The sequence below is a fragment of the Cohnella sp. LGH genome, from assembly GCF_017671885.1.
Taxonomy (GTDB): Bacteria; Bacillota; Bacilli; order Paenibacillales; family Paenibacillaceae; genus Cohnella; species Cohnella phaseoli.
On the sequence record NZ_CP072117.1, the window covers coordinates 6709753 to 6728775 of the forward strand.

The window sequence follows — 19023 nt, forward strand, 5'->3', positions numbered from 1 at the left end:
TTCGAAAATCATTAGGAGATGGCGGAGAGAACTAAGATGCGTAAATTATGGGGAGTCGCGTGGATTGCGCTGATGCTCGCTTTCGTCGGGTGTTCTTCCGGCGCGCAGCAGGAACGCAGCGTGCAAAGCGACAGCTTATTCAAGCTGTCGACGGCAATTATGGCGAATGACTGGGAGGAAACAGTCGGGTACGACCGGATGCTTGTGTTGGTTCGCGGAATTCTGAAGGATTGGAGAGATCAGGGACAAGAGGTGTATTCCGTATCCGCCGACAAGAACGAGGAAGCCGAGCTTTGGACCCAACTGGTGCTGATGTACTTCTCCTCGAAGGAGGGACGCGATTCCACGTTGCTTGAAGCGATGGAGTTTTTCCGCGCCAATCAAGAGAAATTGAAGGAGCCGGCGACAGCGAGCACGGAGAAAGACGTTGAACCCGCTACCGAAGGCAACCCCGTAAGCGGCAATAAGCAGACGGCGAAGACTGACGGAGAACAGGCGCTGGGAGATGCAATATTTGAAGGGGATATAGAGGAGGTCGGACGGCTGCTGCAGCAAGGAGCCGATCCGAACGCGAACGACGCTTACGACATACCGATTCTGCTAGCTGCGATCTACCGTGCCGATATGCCTTCGGACATGCCTGACCCTGAGCTGCTCCAGGCAGGCCGTCAGAAATCTCTGAAAATCGTTGAACTGCTGCTGGCTCACGGCGCCGATCCGAATGCCCGGAACCCCGAAGGAGATCACGCGCTCGTTGCCGCCAGCAGCCTATTGCCGGATGCCTGCGTCCCGCTCCTGGAAGCCGGGGCCGATCCGAACGCGACAGATCGGTTCGGAAATTCGGCACTCTATTATGCAGTAGACGACCCCAGCTTGTTCAAACAATTACTTAAGCATGGCGTCAACCCCGATACGGTCAATAACGAGGGCGCTACCGTCTACGACAGAGTCCGGGAACGCAACGCCGTCGACACTGCCGGACTGATCGGCATGGAGCTGGAGGAACAGGAACTAACGCCTCCCAGCGAAGATGCAAGCATCGTGTTCCATCATGTAAAAAACGGTCTGACTCCCGCCAAAGCGCTAACCGCCTTCGGCAAAAAGCCTTACAAATTCACAGACGAGTTGGACGGATCCGAAGTTTGGGCCTACGCTTACGCGCAGTCAGGCCTTAAGCAACCGGTCAACGCAGCTGAGGTCGGTCAGGAAGACCTGGCCGCCGGCGAAGCAAGCCTGATGCTGTATCTCTACTGGACGAAAGATCGGAATATGGCGTATTGTATGATTTCCGTTCCCGGTCCGGACCATAACGTCTACGGTTACACGGTACTGCCCGGCGATCGGAAAGCAATCGGGTCAATCGTTTTTGTAATCGAACCGTAATATGACTTTCATCTGATCTTCATGTTCAGGGGGTACAATACAAACATGACCCCCCTTTTCAATAATATATAACTTGAGGCTAGCGGCCCGTTGCCGCTAGCCTACTTTTTTTATTCAAGCGAATGCAGCGATTCGCTGAAAAAGGCCGTCACTGTCGGCCAAAATGCGGGATCGCGATCCGAAGCGCTATGTCCCTCCGCATTTACGAACAAGTGGGGATGATTCGGCGTGCGGGATAAAATGAGCTGGAGCTCTTCCGGAGGTATAAAACCGTCCTTGCGCGAGTGAACGAGCAGCACCGGCGTTCGGCGCGTACTCGCGTTGTCGTTCAGAATACGCACGGGATCGGCCCGTTTCAACATCGAACGCGGAATCCGACTGCGCCACAGCATCACGTTCGGAACGAGCTGCGCCAGCGGGAACTGCGGCAGCTTGCGCCGACGAAGCTCGGCGCCGATCATCGTGGACAGTCTGACCGGCATCGAGTCGGTAACAAGCGCGGCGATCGGAGCTCCCGCATCCAGCGCAAGCACCGCCCCGAAAGCGCCAAGGGAGTGACCGATGACGCCGATTCGCGCCGGGTCGACTTCCTGCCGCCGCAGCAGCCACTCGATGGCCGAGAGCAGATCGTCGCGGAACTGAAGGCCCGTCGGGGTTTTATAGTAATCGCTGTCCCCGTGGCTGCGAGCGTCATACATCAGAATCGAATAGCCCTGCTCGCGTAGCGGAAGCGCATACCTCATTACCCGCGAACGATTGGAGCTCCAGCCGTGCGCAACGACGATAGCCGGTCCCGGTGCGGACGAGGACTGCTGCGGCATAAACCAGCCCTTCAGCGTTGCTCCTCCGCTTTTCCAATCCGCTTCCTCGTAAGGTGCCGGAGGGCAAGCCTCATTCGGAACCAGCCGAGGCCGTTGCGCCTTCACCGTAATCCCGTACAGCGCTGCCGCGGCGCTTCCCGTAAACGCTCCCGCGCTCCCGATCATCCATGCGAGAATCGACATACTGCTCCCCTCCGTTACGAAAACATGGAATGCTTCTATTTTAACCCGGATCCCTCCGTTTTACAGGCTATTTGAATAAGAAAAAACGGGCAAGGAAAAGATGTCGGAAGCTCGATCCCGACACCTCTTCAAGCAGCTTGAACATCCTTTACTTGCTAGCGGGAATGGACCCGTCGAGCAGTTTCTGTCCTTCCTGCTGCAACGCCTCAAGCGCCTCTTCCGCTGTGATTTGGTTTGAAATTGTAGCCTCCATCTGCTCGGCGACGAGCTTGTTGAACGGTTGGTAAAATTCCGTCGGTATGACGCTGGTTACAAAGTTCGGCGGCTTCGGCCATCCTTTTTGCTGGTAAAAGGGCTCGTAGTCGAGATCGTTTTTCCATTTGGGGTAATCCTTCAAGGACGACAGGTCGGTGCCCGCCGAAGCGTAAACTTTGCCGACAGGCTCCGAATGGAGCTCGCGAATCGCATTCCAGGCCGATTCCGGGCGGCTCGCGACGGTTGGAACAACGAAGATGTAGTCCGAATTGAACCACCAGGTTCGTTCGGGATCTCGTTCGCTGACCGGTCCCGGAAGCACGCCCCATTCGAAGGACGGCGGCTTCGCCTTAAGCTTCTGCATCAGATCGACTTGCCCATAGGTCATGGCCACCTTGCCTTTGTAGAACAAATCAGAGGCTTCCTGCTCCTCCTTGCCGACATAAGTTACGCCGTCGACGACCTTCTGCTTTCGGCCGTTTAACCCGAGCGAGCCGCGGCGATAGGAATCGGCGACCATGCGCCACATCCGTTTCCATTCCTCGCTCTGCATCGTTATTCCGCCATTGCGGGTGTCGACAAAACTCAGCCCCTCCGTCTGAGCCACGACCTGGACCAGATCGAAAGGAGACCTGATGTACGGCTCGTAGAAGCCGTAGCTCCCCTCCTCCAAGGACGCATCCTGCGTAAATCGATCGGACAGGCTCAATACCCCGCTCCACGTCATCCGCTCCTGAGGCTCCTCAATTCCGTAGGATCGAAACATCGTTTTATTGTAATACAGGACGGAGGTTCGAAAGCTTGGCGATAGCCCGAACAGCTTGCCCTCTTCGTTGTCCTTCATCTGTTCGATCATACCGGGAGAAAATACATTCAAGTCCATAGCGTCACGCGACACCCACTGGCCTAAATCCCTAAATGCCCCAGCGTCTGCCAAAGGCTGATACATCAAACTGTTCATAATGAACAGATCGGGTTGATTAAGCTCCAGGTATTCGTTAAATACTTTAATGGCTTCCCCCCCTCTCATCTCATACAGCTTGCGGTCGCCCATCGGCGCAAGCGTAATTTTCCAGTCGGGAAAACGTCCTTCGAATATAGCCCGAAATTGATAATTGTAGGTTTCTTCATCGATTACGCCCAACACGAGCTCTTTGGGCGCTTCCGGCTTGTTCTCGGACTGACAGCCGGACAGCAGAACGGCCGGCGCGGCAACCGTAACCGCCCATAGCAGCGTTTGCCGCGCCCGATTCCGTATTTCGTTCATTGCTTATTCTCCTTTCGCTCTTCCTTCGTCGCCTTCGCGGAGGCAACGAGCTCTTCCGTTCGCTTCTGCAAATTGTCCACTGCTTGCTCCAGCGATTGGCTTCCCTTGATCGCCCCGCGCGCTTCTTCTTCTCCTGCAGCTAGTACGGATTGGATAAAAGACGGATTGGGCGATCTGTACATCGACTCCTCGTCTCGCAGAACGGCAGAGCTGTCGACGCCCAGCCTGTAGAAGGCGCTCTCTCCGGTCGTCGGATTACTTTCCGAAGCCGGAGGTCTCGAAGACAAGGCCCGGTAATGCTTGCTCCGATTGCTCTGCGCATGCTCAGGCCCTGTCATATAGCGGAGCATCGCCCATGCGGCGTCCTTGTTCGGTGACTTCGCGTTGATCGCGTATACCATCGAAATCGAAAATTCGGAGGCGATATCGGAGCGATCCGACGAGACCGGCTGAGTCACAATTCCCCATTCGTCCCGGAATCCGATCTGATCGACAGCGGAAAACACGTCCTCCCGGTAATAGCTCGGCCTGAATGTCATTGCAGCATGCCCATTCAGGAACGGGTCGGCTTTGTATAGATCAGTCATTGAGATATGACCGTCCGATGCAGAGGACGGCCACACCCCTTCGAAAATCCACTCCTCCCTAAAGCCGCTAGCTACCTTGTCCCAAACATTCCGCCACGAGGGAGAATCGATCGTCGGATTCAGATCGGAGTCGGTTAGGCGAAGTCCGTCCGCTTGCCCGACGCTCCGGATCAGCTCGAAGGGCGACATTCCTCTATCCGTCGCCAGCCCGTAGATCGGCTGTCCGGACTGCTTCTGCCCGTTGAACCGGGCGGCAAGCTCAAGCACCTCGTTCCACGTCATTCGGTCTTCCGGAGGCGTAATGCCGAAGCGGTCGAACAAGCTTTTGTTATAGTACAGGGCATAGGTTTCGAAATAGGGCGTCAATCCGTACAGAGCGCCGTCTCCGGCCTCCCGTATCGTACCGATAACAGGTGCGTGGAAGTCGTCCAGCTCGAAGCCGTCCCTCTTGGCCCAGGCGTCAAGCGGCTGAATAAGCCCCTCCTTCGAAAGCGAATCGACCAGAAACAGCGGAACTTGCAGCAAATCCGGCTCGTACTGTTGAAGCCATTCTTTATAATCCTCCGGGTCCGTCGATTCCGGAGAAGGCGGGACTTCAATCTGCGCATTCGGATGCCGTACGACGAACGGGAGGCCGAATTCGTTCATGAAGCTGGCTTGGTCGTAGTATTGGATTTTGAGAACGACATCCTCCTGATCCCAAGCGTCGGTCCGGGCTGGTTCCCCGCCCTCCTTGCCGGCGAACCAGCCCGATAGCGAATCTCTCATCCACCAGCCGGATACGAGAAGCAGAACGACCATAGCCCCGGCAAAGGCCGGCTGGAATCTAGATTTACGAGTGGCGGGCACGGTAACACGCTCCTTAATCTTTCGCATTGTGCGTTCGTTGAAGCCTCCGATTCCGAGCGGAGCTTCGGACAGCTCTTTTTCCCAGTCGCTCCGGTTCCGGTTCATAAGCGCTCGCTCCTCTCTTCGGCGTTCTCCGACAAGCTCGAGCCGATCGATTGCCTTGCCCGATGAAGCCGGGATTTGACCGTGCCTTCGGAAATATCCAGCAGTTCGGCAATTTCTTTCATAGACAAGCGGTAATGGGCAAAGAGGATCAGCACTTCTCGCTGCTTGCGCGGCAGCTCCAAGACGAGACTCCAAATGCGATTTTTCTCTTCGCTGCCGAACCACTCGCTCTCTGCGGAACGCTGGAAATCCTGCCGGAACCAGGAGGGAAACAGCTGCACCCTGCGCATCCAGGCGGTTTTGAGATAATCGAGAGCGGTATTGCGCGTAATGGATAAGAGCCAGGATTTTATGCTTGAGCCGCCGCGGAAGGAGTCCAGATGCTCGTAAGCTTTCACAAATACGTCCTGAGAGATATCTTCCGCAAGCTCCTTGCGCTTGGTTATGAAATAGGCGTAGTTCCATACGTCTCTGCCGTAAGTCATCATGAGCTCGTCAAACAGGGCGTGCTTGTCCACTCCGCAAGTCATATGCTTTAAGTAATCAAAAGCCACTTCCGATCCCTCCCAAGAAATAGGACGAGCCAGGCCGGAGAAAGTTCCCTTTGCAGGAAATTAAATCGCCGAAACGGCAGATCAGGGGATTGATTTCACAGTAAAAAACCTTGCCTTCATTTATCGGCAAGGTTTTTCACTGTACTATTGGGGGCTTATTATTTGTAAATATCAACCGTTTTCTTCTTGGCATTCCACACTACATTAGCGCCAAGATTTTCTGAAATATACCGAATTGGCACAAATGTGCGGCCAGTTGGAGATAAAGTGGCAGAACCCATACCGTCAGGCAACTGCTCGTCTATAACAAGTCTCAAGGTTACGCCGCCTTTAGCAATCACAACGGTTCTTGTACCCGCTATCCAGCTCACAGACGCATCCAACGCTGCAGCTACCGCACGGAGCGACATCATTGTCCTGCCCCCGGCGATATAAGGCGCATCGTCATTATCCATTTGCTCTCCATTTTTCGAAAATACTTGGTCGCCAATTTTGAAGTTGATTTTGTACAAATTGTCCGAAACAATCACTCCATGCACGCCTGTTTCATAGGTGTAAAATTCAAAGGTTTTGCCGTCTGGCGAGAACTCGCCGCCTAGCTGACGGTAGCTCTGCGTTTGTTCATCAAAAATGATACCGGTGAAGTTAGCTTTCTGCTCGTCGGTCAGATTGAAGTCGGAAACGTTAATTGTAACCTTTGTCGGCGTCTTGGTTTTACCAACAGTCTGACCGTCTGTCTTGATGTTGATCTCATAGACCTCTTTCAGCAGCGTCTCATTCACCTTATCCGTCTTCACCAGTTTATTAACGGTATTATCCTTAATGATGACATCGCTTGGCGCAAAAATGAGGGTAACCTTGGAGTCCTCTTTAAGGCCCCATTCCTTCAGCTGCCCGGCGGCAAAGCTTGCTTGATAACGTCCGTTGGTAATTACAAGCTCACTTTTACTGCCGATCACTTTATTCAATTGGTTCGCTTCAACAACTGCGCCGACTTGGCCATTCGCAATCGTAATGCCTGACGAAATATCATTCGGCGCTATCAAATCGCTTGTTGGTGTCGACGGTACCGATGGTGTTGATGGTGTCGAAGTTGAAGGTTGTGACGACGGCCCAGTGTTACCGGCGGAGTTCGTAAGTACCGCTGTCGCCGTAACGTTATTCTCTGGCATTGTGAACGTCGCCGTTCCGCTGGTTCGGCTGCCATCTGTAAATGTAACGTCCGGGTTAATGTCCCATCTGACAAATCTCTTTCCGCCAGGGATTGTTGCTGTGATCTGAACCGATTCGCCTGTGTTATAATTGCCGCTTCCTGTTCCGTTGACAACCGTCACAGTATAGGAAATGCTGCTTTGTTGCCCTGCCAGCTTGAGATTGCCCCAATTGATGCTGGAGTTATAACCATTCGCATCGGGATCGCTCCAAGTGACTTGCGGTCTGCTGGCGGCAGGAGGCGGATCATTGATTTGAATATCAAAACCGACAACCCCATCCTCTTCCGGAGCGGTTTCTGCGCGCCATGGGAGTTTCATTTCCACAAGATAGCCGTAGCTCGTGCGCTCAGCAAAGGAGTAGCCCTCTCCCGAATCTATGCCCCAGCCTTTTGCATCTGTTTTTTGCGAGGTTCCGCCGTCGGCATCCACACGATACTGGTTGCCCTGCGTTCCACTGTAGCCTCCCCTGAAGTTGGTTTCGCTTAAAAACACCTCAACGGAGTCCCTCTCCCACGCATTTGCCGAGCTAACATCAACTTCATTGTCAGTGACCTCTACACGGACATACATGTTTTGCTTATCCCACAGAACTTTAACTTTTCCTGTTGCATTAGCGTTACCCACTGCTTGTTTGTTCGCGTTGATCACCGGAGCCGTTGCCCAAGCCGGATCGTTCTCACCCAATACAGGCGTGCCATACACAGCGTTTGCTGTCGGGGGGACGTACACTTCGGGAAGCTCCGTGTTTTCTAAAAATTTCACCGGGTCCAATATGGCCTGGAAAGCCGGTTTGGACTGAAGTTTGTTATCAAAGTGCAATGGCGAAGCATCGCCGTTGTTGCCGCCGCGCCAACTGCTCGCATCTTCTCTGCCCCACAGGGTCACACGCTCAATGATATCCGCATTCTTCTTGTAGAGTTCAAATAGCTGCGCGTATAGAATGGCTTGAATTCTCTTCTCCGCATCGGTGGCTGTCTTTGTTGTGCCGGCATTTCCTGCCGGAATGTCCAGCTCAGACACGCTAATCTTAACGCCGAGCGTTCTGTATAGATCAATCGCTGCGGTTACGTTATCGATAAGAGAGCTGCTCTCGCCGGTCCAGTAGTGCGCCTGCATGCCGATCCCTTCGATAAGCAGACGGTCCTGATCCGTATTCCGTACATCCTCTTTCCAACGGTCGTTGTATTTTTTGACCATATTGTAGATTTGCTGACGATTCAGAGACAAGTGTTCATTAAAATCGTTGTAATACAAAGTAGCGCCCGGATCTGCCAGACGGGTGAATACATACGCGTCGTATAAGTAATCGTCGCCTTCTTCGCCTTTAGCTGTATCCGCTCCATTTGCATAGGCTTGCTTCCATGGGGAATTCGATCCGCCTGAAACGGCTTCGTTAACAACATCCCAGGAAATGACTTTGCCTTTGTAATGCCCTGCGACGGTATTAATATACTCTTCCAGGTTCGCTTTCGCTTCCGCACGGGTGAGCGGTTGGCCGGAATCAGCTCTCGTCAGCCAGGACGGTGACTGGGCATGCCATACCAGTGTATGTCCGTGAACCTTAATATCGTTAGTGAGTGCCCAATCTACCAATCTGTCAGCATTTTCGAAGTTATACTCCCTGTTATTATTCACCAAGCTCTCCGGCTTCATCGCATTCTCTGCCGATACCGCATTGTAATGATGCTTATACATTTCGAGAGTTCCGGTATTATCCAAGGTTCCAGGCTCCATAATATTACCGAACAGGAAGTCGTCTTCGTAGGCTTCATAGAGCGAAGGCAATCCGCTCTCCCACTCCAGCGGTACGACTGGAACAGGCTCTCTTAAAACCTCCAACTTAACATCGTCAATATAATACTTGAGCTCTGTTTGTCTGGCGACATTGATAAATGCGATTCTTTTGACAAGCTCGTGGTTTTCCGGAACCTCGAAGTCAAACGAAATACGGGTCCATTGTCCGCGTGTCAGATTAAATCTTTGGCTAAATATGCCCCCCCATGAATCGGAACCGTTCGTAGTCGAATCCACGCGTATTCCTATTGTCGGAGTTCCCGTTTCCGGGCCTGCGGCATAAACCTGCGCAGTAAAGCGATATTTACCTGTAGGCTGCATACCCGGCGCATTAAGCTTATCGTTGTTGAGGACAACACCGGCGTAGTCTTGCGAAGACGACGGCGAGTCAACCAACAGGCTGCGTGTGCCGTTAGACGCAACGTCGGCAGACACCGCCACATCCGCAACGTCGCCGTCTTTTACGAAGGTGTCCTTATAATCCTCGAAATTTTCGTAGAACAGTACGACGTTATCCCCATTGCCGGTTTCTTCAATAGTGATGATAATGTCATCAATATAGAAGTCTTTATCGGCTTCCTGCAATTGAATCTGTAACCTGGCAAAGTCCTTGCCGTTTTCATTGATGATCTCGTTGATGCTTTTAGTCATCGTGAGTTCAAAGCTGTCGCCTGCGGCAACCGCCTTATTAACCAACCACGCATAGTATTGACCTTCGTCTGTCTTGTCTCCCGTAGCTTGCAGGATGGCGTTGCTTGTGGAAACGCCGGCGGGAAGGTGGCCTTTGACCGTAATCGTATATTTCTCATCAAGATCGGTAAAGAGCGAGCCCTTGATATCCACTCCGAAGTAGTTCTGCGTTCTTTCAGTCACCAAGAGCGATTTCTTGCCGCTATCGCCATCTTTAATGGTAACGGTGGGGGAACCGTTGAGCTGTAAACCGTCAAATGCGGTAACAGCGGTATCTTCAGCTTTACCTTTGATAGCGTTATCCTTCTGCATATCGTATACAACAGTGATTTTCGGCTCGCCAGGGCCCTTGGACTGAGCGTACATCCATTCGAATACGTCAGAATAATCATCATTCCAATTCCCTAACTTCGCAGATTGGGCGGTTGGCTTAATGTTCCAGGAATTGGAGGGCTCATCGATTTTGTTATACAAAACCGCAGCTTCCACTTCATGCCCGACATAGTCCTGAAGAGGCTCCGCCGATTTGGGCCATTGATCGTAGGGCCATACAAACGCGTCATTCGTATTTTTGAAAAGCGTGACCCTTGCGTTGTCATAAGACGGCATGGCGGTGCTTACGAAACTATTGAGATTATTAACATAGTTGTTATTGGTGCCAGTATTATACTCATTGACAAACATCCAATAAGCCAGTTGAGCGTTAGCTTCCGCATTAGTCACTGTGGGAAATCCCGAAACCGGAGCCATTGGCATGGCAGCCGCGAACAATCCGGGTATTTCGTTGATTAATCTATTCGTGTACTGACCGCCCCAAGAGAAGCCCGCCGCATAAATACGGTTCGGATCTACCCATCCTTGTTCAACCAATTCGTCAATATATTTCTTGACGGTGGCCGGTGCCGGAACGGATGTGCCCGTATACCGGAGCGCCAGGATATGGCTGGCGTACTTTTCGGGGTTTTTCTCTATCCGTTGCATCAGAGCAATAGCGCCATTTGCCGATCTTAACGGTGAAAAAAGGTCAAGATCAGGGTTTTCGCCTCCACGCGACATGCCATGGGTGTATACGTAAAGTGGAAGTCCCTTTTGCGGATTACCATTTGCGTCCTTGTGAAGGTAGCGTGTGTAACCTAAACTGGCACCGTCTATAACCGGCCCGGCTTCAAACGGGTCTATGAGCGGGTTGACAACCTCTTTCTGGACAAATACCGCTTTATCAATGGCGCCTCCGCTAACCAAATTGAAACTTTGTGTAGCGGATACGCTGTAGTGTTGCTTTGTGGAGTTGGAGTTAGCCAATGTCCCAATTCCGCCGCCTTGTGTCCATTCAAACTCGATGACAATGTAACGGCCTTTATCGAGTCCCGCTTGATAATCAGGTGAGTTTCTAACCTCGCCTAGATAACCGAGCACTTTAGGCTCTGAGTTTGCGTATACCCTTTTAATTTTGCGGGTTTCATTAAACGCAACATCGCTGCCTCTCATGTTCTTGCCTGTAACGGAGAACATGGACTTATTGAGCTCGGAACTTTGGATTTCCTCGCCTTCTCCTAAGTCAATAATAACAGCTGTGGTAAATTCACCGGTGGCAAAGTTATCGTTCCAAACGGTGAAGTCAAAAACCCATGCGCCTGGATCCGGTTTAAATGTTACGTGTATTTCTTGTTCGGAAGTTGCTACGTTGGTAAAAGTATAGCTGTTGCCGGTAACCGATTCCGTCTGCCCGTTCACCGTCAGTTCATCAACGATATAATTGGGCGCCGGGATGAAGACAAATTCCTGACTGCTCCCTGCTCCAACCCTAACCAAACCGGAAGGCGCAATCGTACCGTTGTCGCCTGCCGAGGCTTTAATCAAATGCCTGACGACTCCCTCGCCGCCAATTAACTTCAGACTGTCCGTAAAGCCTGAGTGGCTGCTATAACCTCTGTCAGGTTCGCCGTACCAAGATACGACCTCGTACCGGTCATTCCCTGCCGCTGTGGAATTGTTCATCCCGATTTCAAATGTAATCAGGGCATCGCTCGCGAACGTAAGTTCCCGCTTGGGAATCTTCATTTCAACGATATATCCTGTTTCGGTTATTTCTGTCCATGAATCCCTGCCGCCGGCGGTTTGTCCGGATAGAGAACCCACGGCGTTTATACGCCACTGATTAGCTCCGCTTGCTCCCGGTCCGACGAAGAATTCGACACTGTCGTACATATAATGATTGCTAGCGACTGAGCTTTCATACACATCCTCATCTGTTACTACAACGCGCACGTACAGAAAATCTTCGTCCCATAGCACTCTGCCCTCGCCGGTGGCGTGCGAGCGCGGGTCGCCCGGAATGGTGCTTTGGTCTACGGAAAGGGTCATCGTCGTATTCCATAAATCGTCATTGGCGCCCAACACAGGCGTACCGAAGCTGGCGGTCGCTTGCGTTGCTGACAGCGTGCTCATAGAACCATCGTTTATCCCGAATGCTTCGTCGACGACTTCGTTGGCGGCAGCGCTGGCAGGCACCAGCGTAAGCAGCATGGCCAAGCAACAGAGAAACGCGAGCATTCTGTTAATTGGCTTTGACGCTGGCTTTGGCTTTGACATGGGTTAAGTTTCCCTCCATTTCTTAGATCGCACTACTCTTTAACGCTTCCTAGCTGCAACCCCGAAACGAAATGCCGCTGCAGAAACGGATACACAACCAGAATCGGCACAGACGCAACCATCGTAATGGCGGCACGGATCGACAACGGCGTAATCATCGTTGCGGTGTCCTTGGCGGCTGTAGACGACAAGCTCGGATTGGCATTGGAATTCACCGACGAAGACAACAGCCTCATCAGTTCGAATTGAAGCGTGCTGAGCTCCTGGCGGGACGAGGCGAAAATGAACGTATCAAACCACGTATTCCATTGACCTACGGCCGTAAACAGCGAGATCGTCGCGATAACCGGCGTACACATCGGCAAAATGATGCTGAAGAATACTCGGAAGTCGCTTGCGCCGTCTATTTTTGCCGATTCGTTCAAGCTTTCCGGGAGCGTGTGAATATAGGTGCGGACGACAAGCATGTTAAATGCGCTGATCAGCCCCGCTCCCGCTCCCGGAAACAGAATATAAACAAGAAAGGTATTCAGCAAGTTCAAATCCTTGATCAAAAAATACGAAGGAATAAGGCCGGCGCTAAAATACATCGTAAGGACAAAAATCAGCGTAACGGATTTGCGGAACATATATTCCTTACGGCTAATCGTGTACGCCAGCATAGCAGTCAGGAAAACGCTGACCACCGTGCCGATCACGGTCCGGGCGACCGACACCCAGAATGCGTGATACACTTTCCCGGTTGCAAATACCGCCTCATAGTTTTTGAACGTCCATTCCCGCGGCCACAAGTAGATGCCGCCGCGCGTCGTATCGAGTCCTGAGTTGAATGAGATCGCCAGCGTGTTGAGGAACGGATATAACGTCACAATCGCCACGAATATCATGAATAAAAAGTTGAGCGTATGGAACAGGAACGGCTCCGTCTTGAATTTTCTGATGGTCGTTTGCATGCGGAGCCCCCCTTATATAAGTCGCTCTTCGCCGAGACGCTTGGCGAGTAAATTCGCGCAGTAGAGTAGAATGATACTGACTACGGTTTTGAATATGCCGGCTGCGACGCCGAGCGAATAGTTTCCGAGTTTGAGCCCGTACTTCAGAACAAAGATGTCGATCGTCTCCGACCAGTCGAGCACTTGTCCGTTGCCGAGGAAATACTGAATGTCAAAACCCCCGCCGTTCAGAATCCAGCCTACGTTCATAATCAGCAGAATAACGATAATCGGCCTGATGCCAGGCAGTGTGATATTCCATATTTTGCGGTAGCGCCCTGCTCCGTCTACCTCCGCCGCTTCGTACAAGGACGGATCGACGGACGCAATGGCCGCCAAGTAGATGATCGTGTTCCAGCCAACTTCCTTCCAGACGTTGGTCATCCCCACGATTCCCCAGAAGTACTTGCCTTCTCCCAGCCACAGAATCGGTTCATTGATAATGTGCAGTTTCATGAGCACGATGTTCACAATGCCGCCTTCGGTGGATAACGCCATGGAGACGAGACCCGTAACGATAACCCACGACAGAAAATGCGGAAGATACGAGATGGTCTGGATCAACCGCTTAAAGCCCGTTTTCTTGATTTCGTTAAGCAGCAGCGCCAAGCCGATGGCCGTGACGAACCCGAGAATGAGCGAGATGAAGCTCATCGCGATCGTATTGCGCAGTACCCGGATAAAACCATCATCCATGAACAGAAATTTGAATTGATCCAGTCCGACCCATTTCTGTTCAAAGATCGAAGCTCCCGCCATCGGCTTAAAATTCTGAAACGCCATCAGCCAGCCCCAGAGGGGCCCGTAGGCAAAGAGCAGAACATAGGCCACCATTGGCAAAGACATGATGATCAGCTGTCGCTGACGGACCATCTTCCTCCAGAACGTAGCGGTCCGCGGAGCGGACCTTGGTGCGACTTCAACCTTGTGAATGTTATGCTGCGGCATCGCTTCCGCCTCCTGTCTCGAACGAGCGGAAGGCCGGAACATTCGCTCCAACCTTCCGCCTCCTTCGTCTTATTTACTCGTCCAAGTGTCAGCGCGCCATTTGAGTTGCTCGTTAACTCGATCCAAATAAGCTTGCGTATCCACTTTGCCCATTTGAGCGACATACTCGCCCCATACTTCTTCGAATTTGTCCGGCTGGCTCAGGATCGCCTTCGGCAAGTACTTGAAATCCAGATCCTTCATCTTCTGGTTGGCGACTTTCGCCGGGGAGCCTTCGATAAGATCAATGTTCCATGCCGGGTACGACACGCGGTTTTCCGGCGGAGTCGAGAAGAAGTCCGTCCACGTTTTGAAGCCGTAGGCCGTCAACAACTCTTTGTCGATGTCCTTCAGGTTTGCGAAGAATTCGTCCGGCTGGTTGCCAGGACCGTCGGCGTTGCCGTCCGCATAGTTGCCCTCCAATTTAGGCAGGTAGCCCCAGAGCGATTCCGCCTTATACTTCTGCTTCCACGTAACGTCTTCTTGTTGTGTGCGCATTTCCGGCGTCCGATAGTAGAGTCCGTTGTCGCCGACGAGATAGTCGACGCCCTCTTCGCCCCAGTTAAGACGCTTCTGCCACTTCTCCGACAGAATCGTATCGATGAACTTGATAATTTTCTCAGGCTCCTCGGCATTAACCGTGATACCGAAGCCGTTGCCCAGATTGATCGGCGGACGGTCCAAATAGTAGTCTTTCGTGTTCACGTCGTAGACAAGCGGGAATCCGACATAAGTACGTTCGAACTTGCCTTGAGAGACAAGCGAATCGTGAGCTTGCCCGAAGTTCCAGCGCTGGTCGAACATCCCCAGCACGCGGCCGCTCGACAGCTTCGCCAAATACTGATCGTAGTTTTGCGCGAACGCTTCTTTATCCATCAGCCCTTTGGCATTGATTTCGTTCAGTTTGTTATAGTACGGCTTCGCTACATCCGTAGCGGAAAATAGCGTTGCAACGTTCGTATTCGGATCGACGAGAACGCCTCCGTCGTTCGGATGGCCTGCCAAATGCTGCGGCGCATTGCGCAGCCCCCAATCGCGCCAGTCAAAGGCGAGCGAGGAGAACCCGATCGCCGGTTGACCGTCGATCTCAGGATACTTGGCCGCATAATCTTCAATCAGCTTGAAGTATTCTTCCAACGTTTGGATTTTCGGATAGCCGTTTTCTTTGAGAATTGCCTTCTGAATATAGAAGGCCGGTCCCATATAATCCGTCGGCTTGAAGTCGCCCTGATAAACCCCGTAGTTCGGCAGCCAGTAGATGTGGCCGTCTTCCGGATCCTTCAATTGTTCCCATACTGCTCCAAAGTGCTTCTTCAAGTTCGGCGCATTCTGCTCGATCAGGTCTTCCAGCGGAATGACCGCTTTGGCCGCTGTCAGCTTCGGATTTGCCGTAATCATGTCCGGGTAATCGCCGCCGGCGATCATAACGCCAAGCTTCTGCTCGATATCGCCGACCAGATATTCTTCCTTCAGCGTCACGCCGAGCTGTTCTTTAATTTCCTTGTATATTTTGTTGTCGTCTGTCGGGATAGGTCCCGTAGCGGCCGTAAACAAAGAGATCGTGAACGGCTCCACTTTCGTTTCAGGCGAGTTGGCTTCGCCCGAGGAAGCGCTTGGACTCTGCGATGCCGATGCCGACGACGAGTCGCCCTCATTATTGCCATTCTTGGAGCAACCTGCCGCAACCATACTGAAAGTCAAAATCAGCGTCAACAATCCTGTAGCTGCTTTTCTAGTGCTAACCCCCATGTTAGATCCTCCTTCACGGAATATGGCGCAAGACGGCGCGCTATCGTCTTGCTATATCTATGTTAGCGCTTTCCTGTATGCGGTTACAATTCACAGATTAAATGTGTACCCCCCTCAAAAATCGGTTTCAAGCAGCGGTTCGCTTCTCCAAGCATCGCCTATAAAGGCTCGGTATTCCGCCGGTTTCCTGTCCGTACGCCGTTCGAAATGCTGCAAAAAGTGATGGTAGTGCGAATACCCGACCTGCTCCGAAATCGCGTTGATCGGTTCGGAGGTGCCGCGCAGCTTCTCGCATGCCTCGGCAATCCGCAAATCATGCATCCGTTCGAGTATGCCGCAGCCGAATTTGTCCTGATAAGCTTTTCCTAAATAGACGGGGTTCAAATAAAATCGTGCCGCTATGTCCCTGATGGACAGCGGATCGCGATAATGTTCGCAAATGTACTCGTCTATCTCTGCCATCGTGTTGCCGGGTCTGCGCTCGCGAAGCGATTGCAGCGCTCCGATCACTTGCTCCATATACGAGAGAATACGCGTTTGCACGGACGCCAGCTCGGTATCCGGCCGGGAGCTTAGCAGCAGACCCGGATCGCCGCCGGATTCGCGAATCAGCTTGCTGCAGCGGATGGTCAAAGAGCCTGCGAACAGCTCCACCCATTCGGCCGATCGGCTGCCCAGCTCCTGGAACAAGCTGTAGATGACGTTCGCTGCCCGCCCTCTGTCCGCATCTTCGATCGCTTGTAGCACATCCTTCATCCGCTGTAAGGCCAGAGTCGGCAGCGACGTCTCTTCAGCGCCGTTGTTCGCCGCATGGCGGTACGCCTTGCTGACGTCCAAACGCATGCGAATCTGTGTCAGCACCTCAGCCGCTTCCTCCTCGATAATCGGCTTCAGCAAATAATGATGAACGCCGAGCTGCATGGCGCGTTTGGCGAATGCAAACTCACTATAGGCGCTAAGCACGATGAATTCGGCAGGTGCCGCACTCTCCTCCCGCAATTGTCCGATCAGCCCCAAGCCGTCTAGCTCCGGCATTCGGATATCCGTCACGATGACATCCGGCACCAGCTTGCGCGCCGCTGCCAGCGCCTCAGCGCCGTTCTCGCACACTCCGCAGATGCGAAAGCCGAGTCCTTCCCAATCCACGAACATCTGCAAGCCTTCGATCGCCCAAGGCTCGTCATCTACCAGCAGCACTGTATACACATCATATTCCTCCTTCATTCGAGGACAAGGCAGGAATCCGAAAGCTGACTCTAGTCCCCTCGCCCGGTCGGCTGTCGATGTAGAAATCGACGCGCTCCCCATAATGAAGCCGAAGTCGCTTATACACGTTGCGAATGCCCACGTTCTCGTCCGCATCAAGACTTCCGTTCATCAGACTTCGGATTTCAGTTAACCGCTGCTCGTCCATGCCTTTGCCGTTATCTTCGATCTGCACTTGCAAATAAGCGTCCGAGCGCCGCGCTTCAATACGAATAACGCGCTGCCCCTTCACCGCCTGCAGCCCGTGCTTGCACGCATTCTCAACAATCGGTTGAATACACATTTTCGGCAGCAGACAGCCTGCGGCTTCCTCTTCGATGTTAAAAACATAATCAAAACGGTCCGAGAACCGAAACTTTTCGATTTTCAAATACATTTCTGTAAAATGAAGCTCATCCTGCAGCGTGACGGGTGAGTCGGTCCAACTGAGCATCCGCCGAAGCATTTGGGACAAGTTGCGGATAATATCGGTGACTTCCGTATAGCCGTTCTTGGCGCTGACGACGAGCAGAGCATTCAGCGTATTAAACAGGAAATGCGGATTTACCTGGCTTTGCAGCAGCTTCATCTCCGCGCGAATCCGCTCCAGCTCCATATCCTTCTGTTGAATCTCGAGCTTGTAGACATCGTTAATCAGCGACTCGATCTGAGCCGCCATCCGGTTGTAGCTGCGAATCAGTCCGCCGATCTCATCCGTCCCCTCGCGCAGCACGATCAGGTCAAACTTCTCGTTCTTTGCTTTCTCCATGTGGCGGGAAAGCCGGCGAATCCGGTAATTGTAGGAACGCAGCATGATGAAAATAAGCGAGGTGGGCAGCAGCGTGCTAATGGCGGCCAGCATCCAGATAAAATGCCTGGAGCTCTGGACAGCCGTCTGAAAGCGATCCTTTTCCGCTATACCGACAAGCTTCCAATCGCGGATATAGGAGGGGGTTCCGAGGGGGCTTCGGAACATCAAGCCGTCGTCCCCATGGTTGTCCTGCAATACGGCCTTCTGCAAATACTGAGAGGAGGGGATGAGCACCTGATTTTGCGGACCCAGCATGTTGATCGTCATGTACGGCTCCTCTTGCTCCAGAATCTCGTCGAAGCTGCTGAGCTTGAGATCAATGCGCAAATACTTGGCATAACGCCCGAACATCGGGTACTCGTTCAGCCTGCGCACAATACTGAAGTATCCTTTACTCGCTTTCGCGTTAATCGGATCGACATCGGTATACATCAGAACGTTGACGGCCGACGGAGACGCCGAAGCCGCTTCATACCACGAGGTGCGCTTCGCCGCTTCGTCCAAAATAAAGAAATTGCTCCCGGCCACGAGCGTTCGATTTTCCGTAAACACTGAAATATTCTCGACATACGTATAGGCGGACATGAACGGCCTCATCTTGCTGCTCAGCATATTATTGAAGCTTTCATAGAAATCGACAATATCGGCGTATTCCGTGTCCAGCACCTCGTACAGGTTGCGGTCCGTCGCGATGGAATGGCTGAGCGTCACTCCGCCCTCGATCATGTCTGTCGTCTTCTTGGCCGCTCGCTCGATCGTGATTTGCAGGCTGTTGTGTTCCCGGGTCTGTATATTCTCCGACATCTGCTGGAAGAAGAGGACATTGATCGTTAAGATCGGCAGCAGGACGCAAAGGAGGTAGATCAGTGTGAACTTCCATTTGAGCGGGATGTTGTTGACAAAGCTGAGCCAGACGATCGGCTTGCGCATTCGGATGCCTCCTTC

The 19023-nt window shown here is 52.5% G+C and carries 11 protein-coding genes; 1 reads left to right on the plus strand and 10 read right to left on the minus strand.

The window, feature by feature from the left end; genetic code table 11:
* Nucleotides 1-36 precede the first annotated feature (36 nt).
* Nucleotides 37-1383, plus strand: a complete 1347-nt coding sequence (locus tag J4772_RS27870) for an ankyrin repeat domain-containing protein (RefSeq protein ID WP_209072363.1) — start codon at nucleotides 37-39, stop codon at nucleotides 1381-1383.
* Nucleotides 1384-1493: 110 nt separating this feature from the next.
* On the opposite strand, the gene J4772_RS27875 is transcribed toward J4772_RS27870, so the two are convergent.
* The 10 genes from J4772_RS27875 to J4772_RS27920 form a co-directional block, all read right to left on the minus strand.
* Entirely contained in the window at nucleotides 1494-2387 is an 894-nt protein-coding gene (locus J4772_RS27875) for an alpha/beta hydrolase (RefSeq protein WP_209072364.1), read from the minus strand.
* 148 nt (nucleotides 2388-2535) lie between these two features.
* Complete coding sequence (locus J4772_RS27880; protein ID WP_209072365.1) at nucleotides 2536-3909, minus strand: ABC transporter substrate-binding protein; 1374 nt, start codon at nucleotides 3907-3909, stop codon at nucleotides 2536-2538.
* Complete coding sequence (locus J4772_RS27885; protein ID WP_209072366.1) at nucleotides 3906-5450, minus strand: ABC transporter substrate-binding protein; 1545 nt, start codon at nucleotides 5448-5450, stop codon at nucleotides 3906-3908. The genes J4772_RS27880 and J4772_RS27885 overlap by 4 nt, the downstream gene beginning before the upstream one ends.
* A complete protein-coding gene (locus J4772_RS27890; RefSeq protein ID WP_247740872.1) occupies nucleotides 5447-6004 on the minus strand; it encodes an RNA polymerase sigma factor in 558 nt (185 codons plus the stop codon). The genes J4772_RS27885 and J4772_RS27890 overlap by 4 nt, the downstream gene beginning before the upstream one ends.
* Before the next feature lie 158 nt (nucleotides 6005-6162).
* On the minus strand, nucleotides 6163-12294 hold the full coding sequence (locus J4772_RS27895) for an endo-1,4-beta-xylanase (RefSeq protein ID WP_209072367.1): 6132 nt from the start codon (nucleotides 12292-12294) through the stop codon (nucleotides 6163-6165).
* Nucleotides 12295-12326: 32 nt separating this feature from the next.
* Nucleotides 12327-13247, minus strand: coding sequence for a carbohydrate ABC transporter permease (locus J4772_RS27900; RefSeq protein ID WP_209072368.1), 921 nt, complete (start codon nucleotides 13245-13247; stop codon nucleotides 12327-12329).
* A gap of 12 nt (nucleotides 13248-13259) precedes the next feature.
* Nucleotides 13260-14276, minus strand: a complete 1017-nt coding sequence (locus J4772_RS27905) for an ABC transporter permease (RefSeq protein WP_371822918.1) — start codon at nucleotides 14274-14276, stop codon at nucleotides 13260-13262.
* 27 nt (nucleotides 14277-14303) lie between these two features.
* Nucleotides 14304-16022, minus strand: coding sequence for an ABC transporter substrate-binding protein (locus tag J4772_RS27910; protein WP_209072369.1), 1719 nt, complete (start codon nucleotides 16020-16022; stop codon nucleotides 14304-14306).
* A gap of 114 nt (nucleotides 16023-16136) precedes the next feature.
* Entirely contained in the window at nucleotides 16137-17228 is a 1092-nt protein-coding gene (locus tag J4772_RS27915) for a response regulator transcription factor (RefSeq protein ID WP_209072370.1), read from the minus strand.
* A gap of 1 nt (nucleotide 17229) precedes the next feature.
* Nucleotides 17230-19008: a cache domain-containing sensor histidine kinase gene (locus J4772_RS27920; RefSeq protein ID WP_209072371.1), complete on the minus strand. Its 1779-nt coding sequence runs from the start codon at nucleotides 19006-19008 to the stop codon at nucleotides 17230-17232.
* Between the last annotated feature and the right edge of the window lie 15 nt (nucleotides 19009-19023).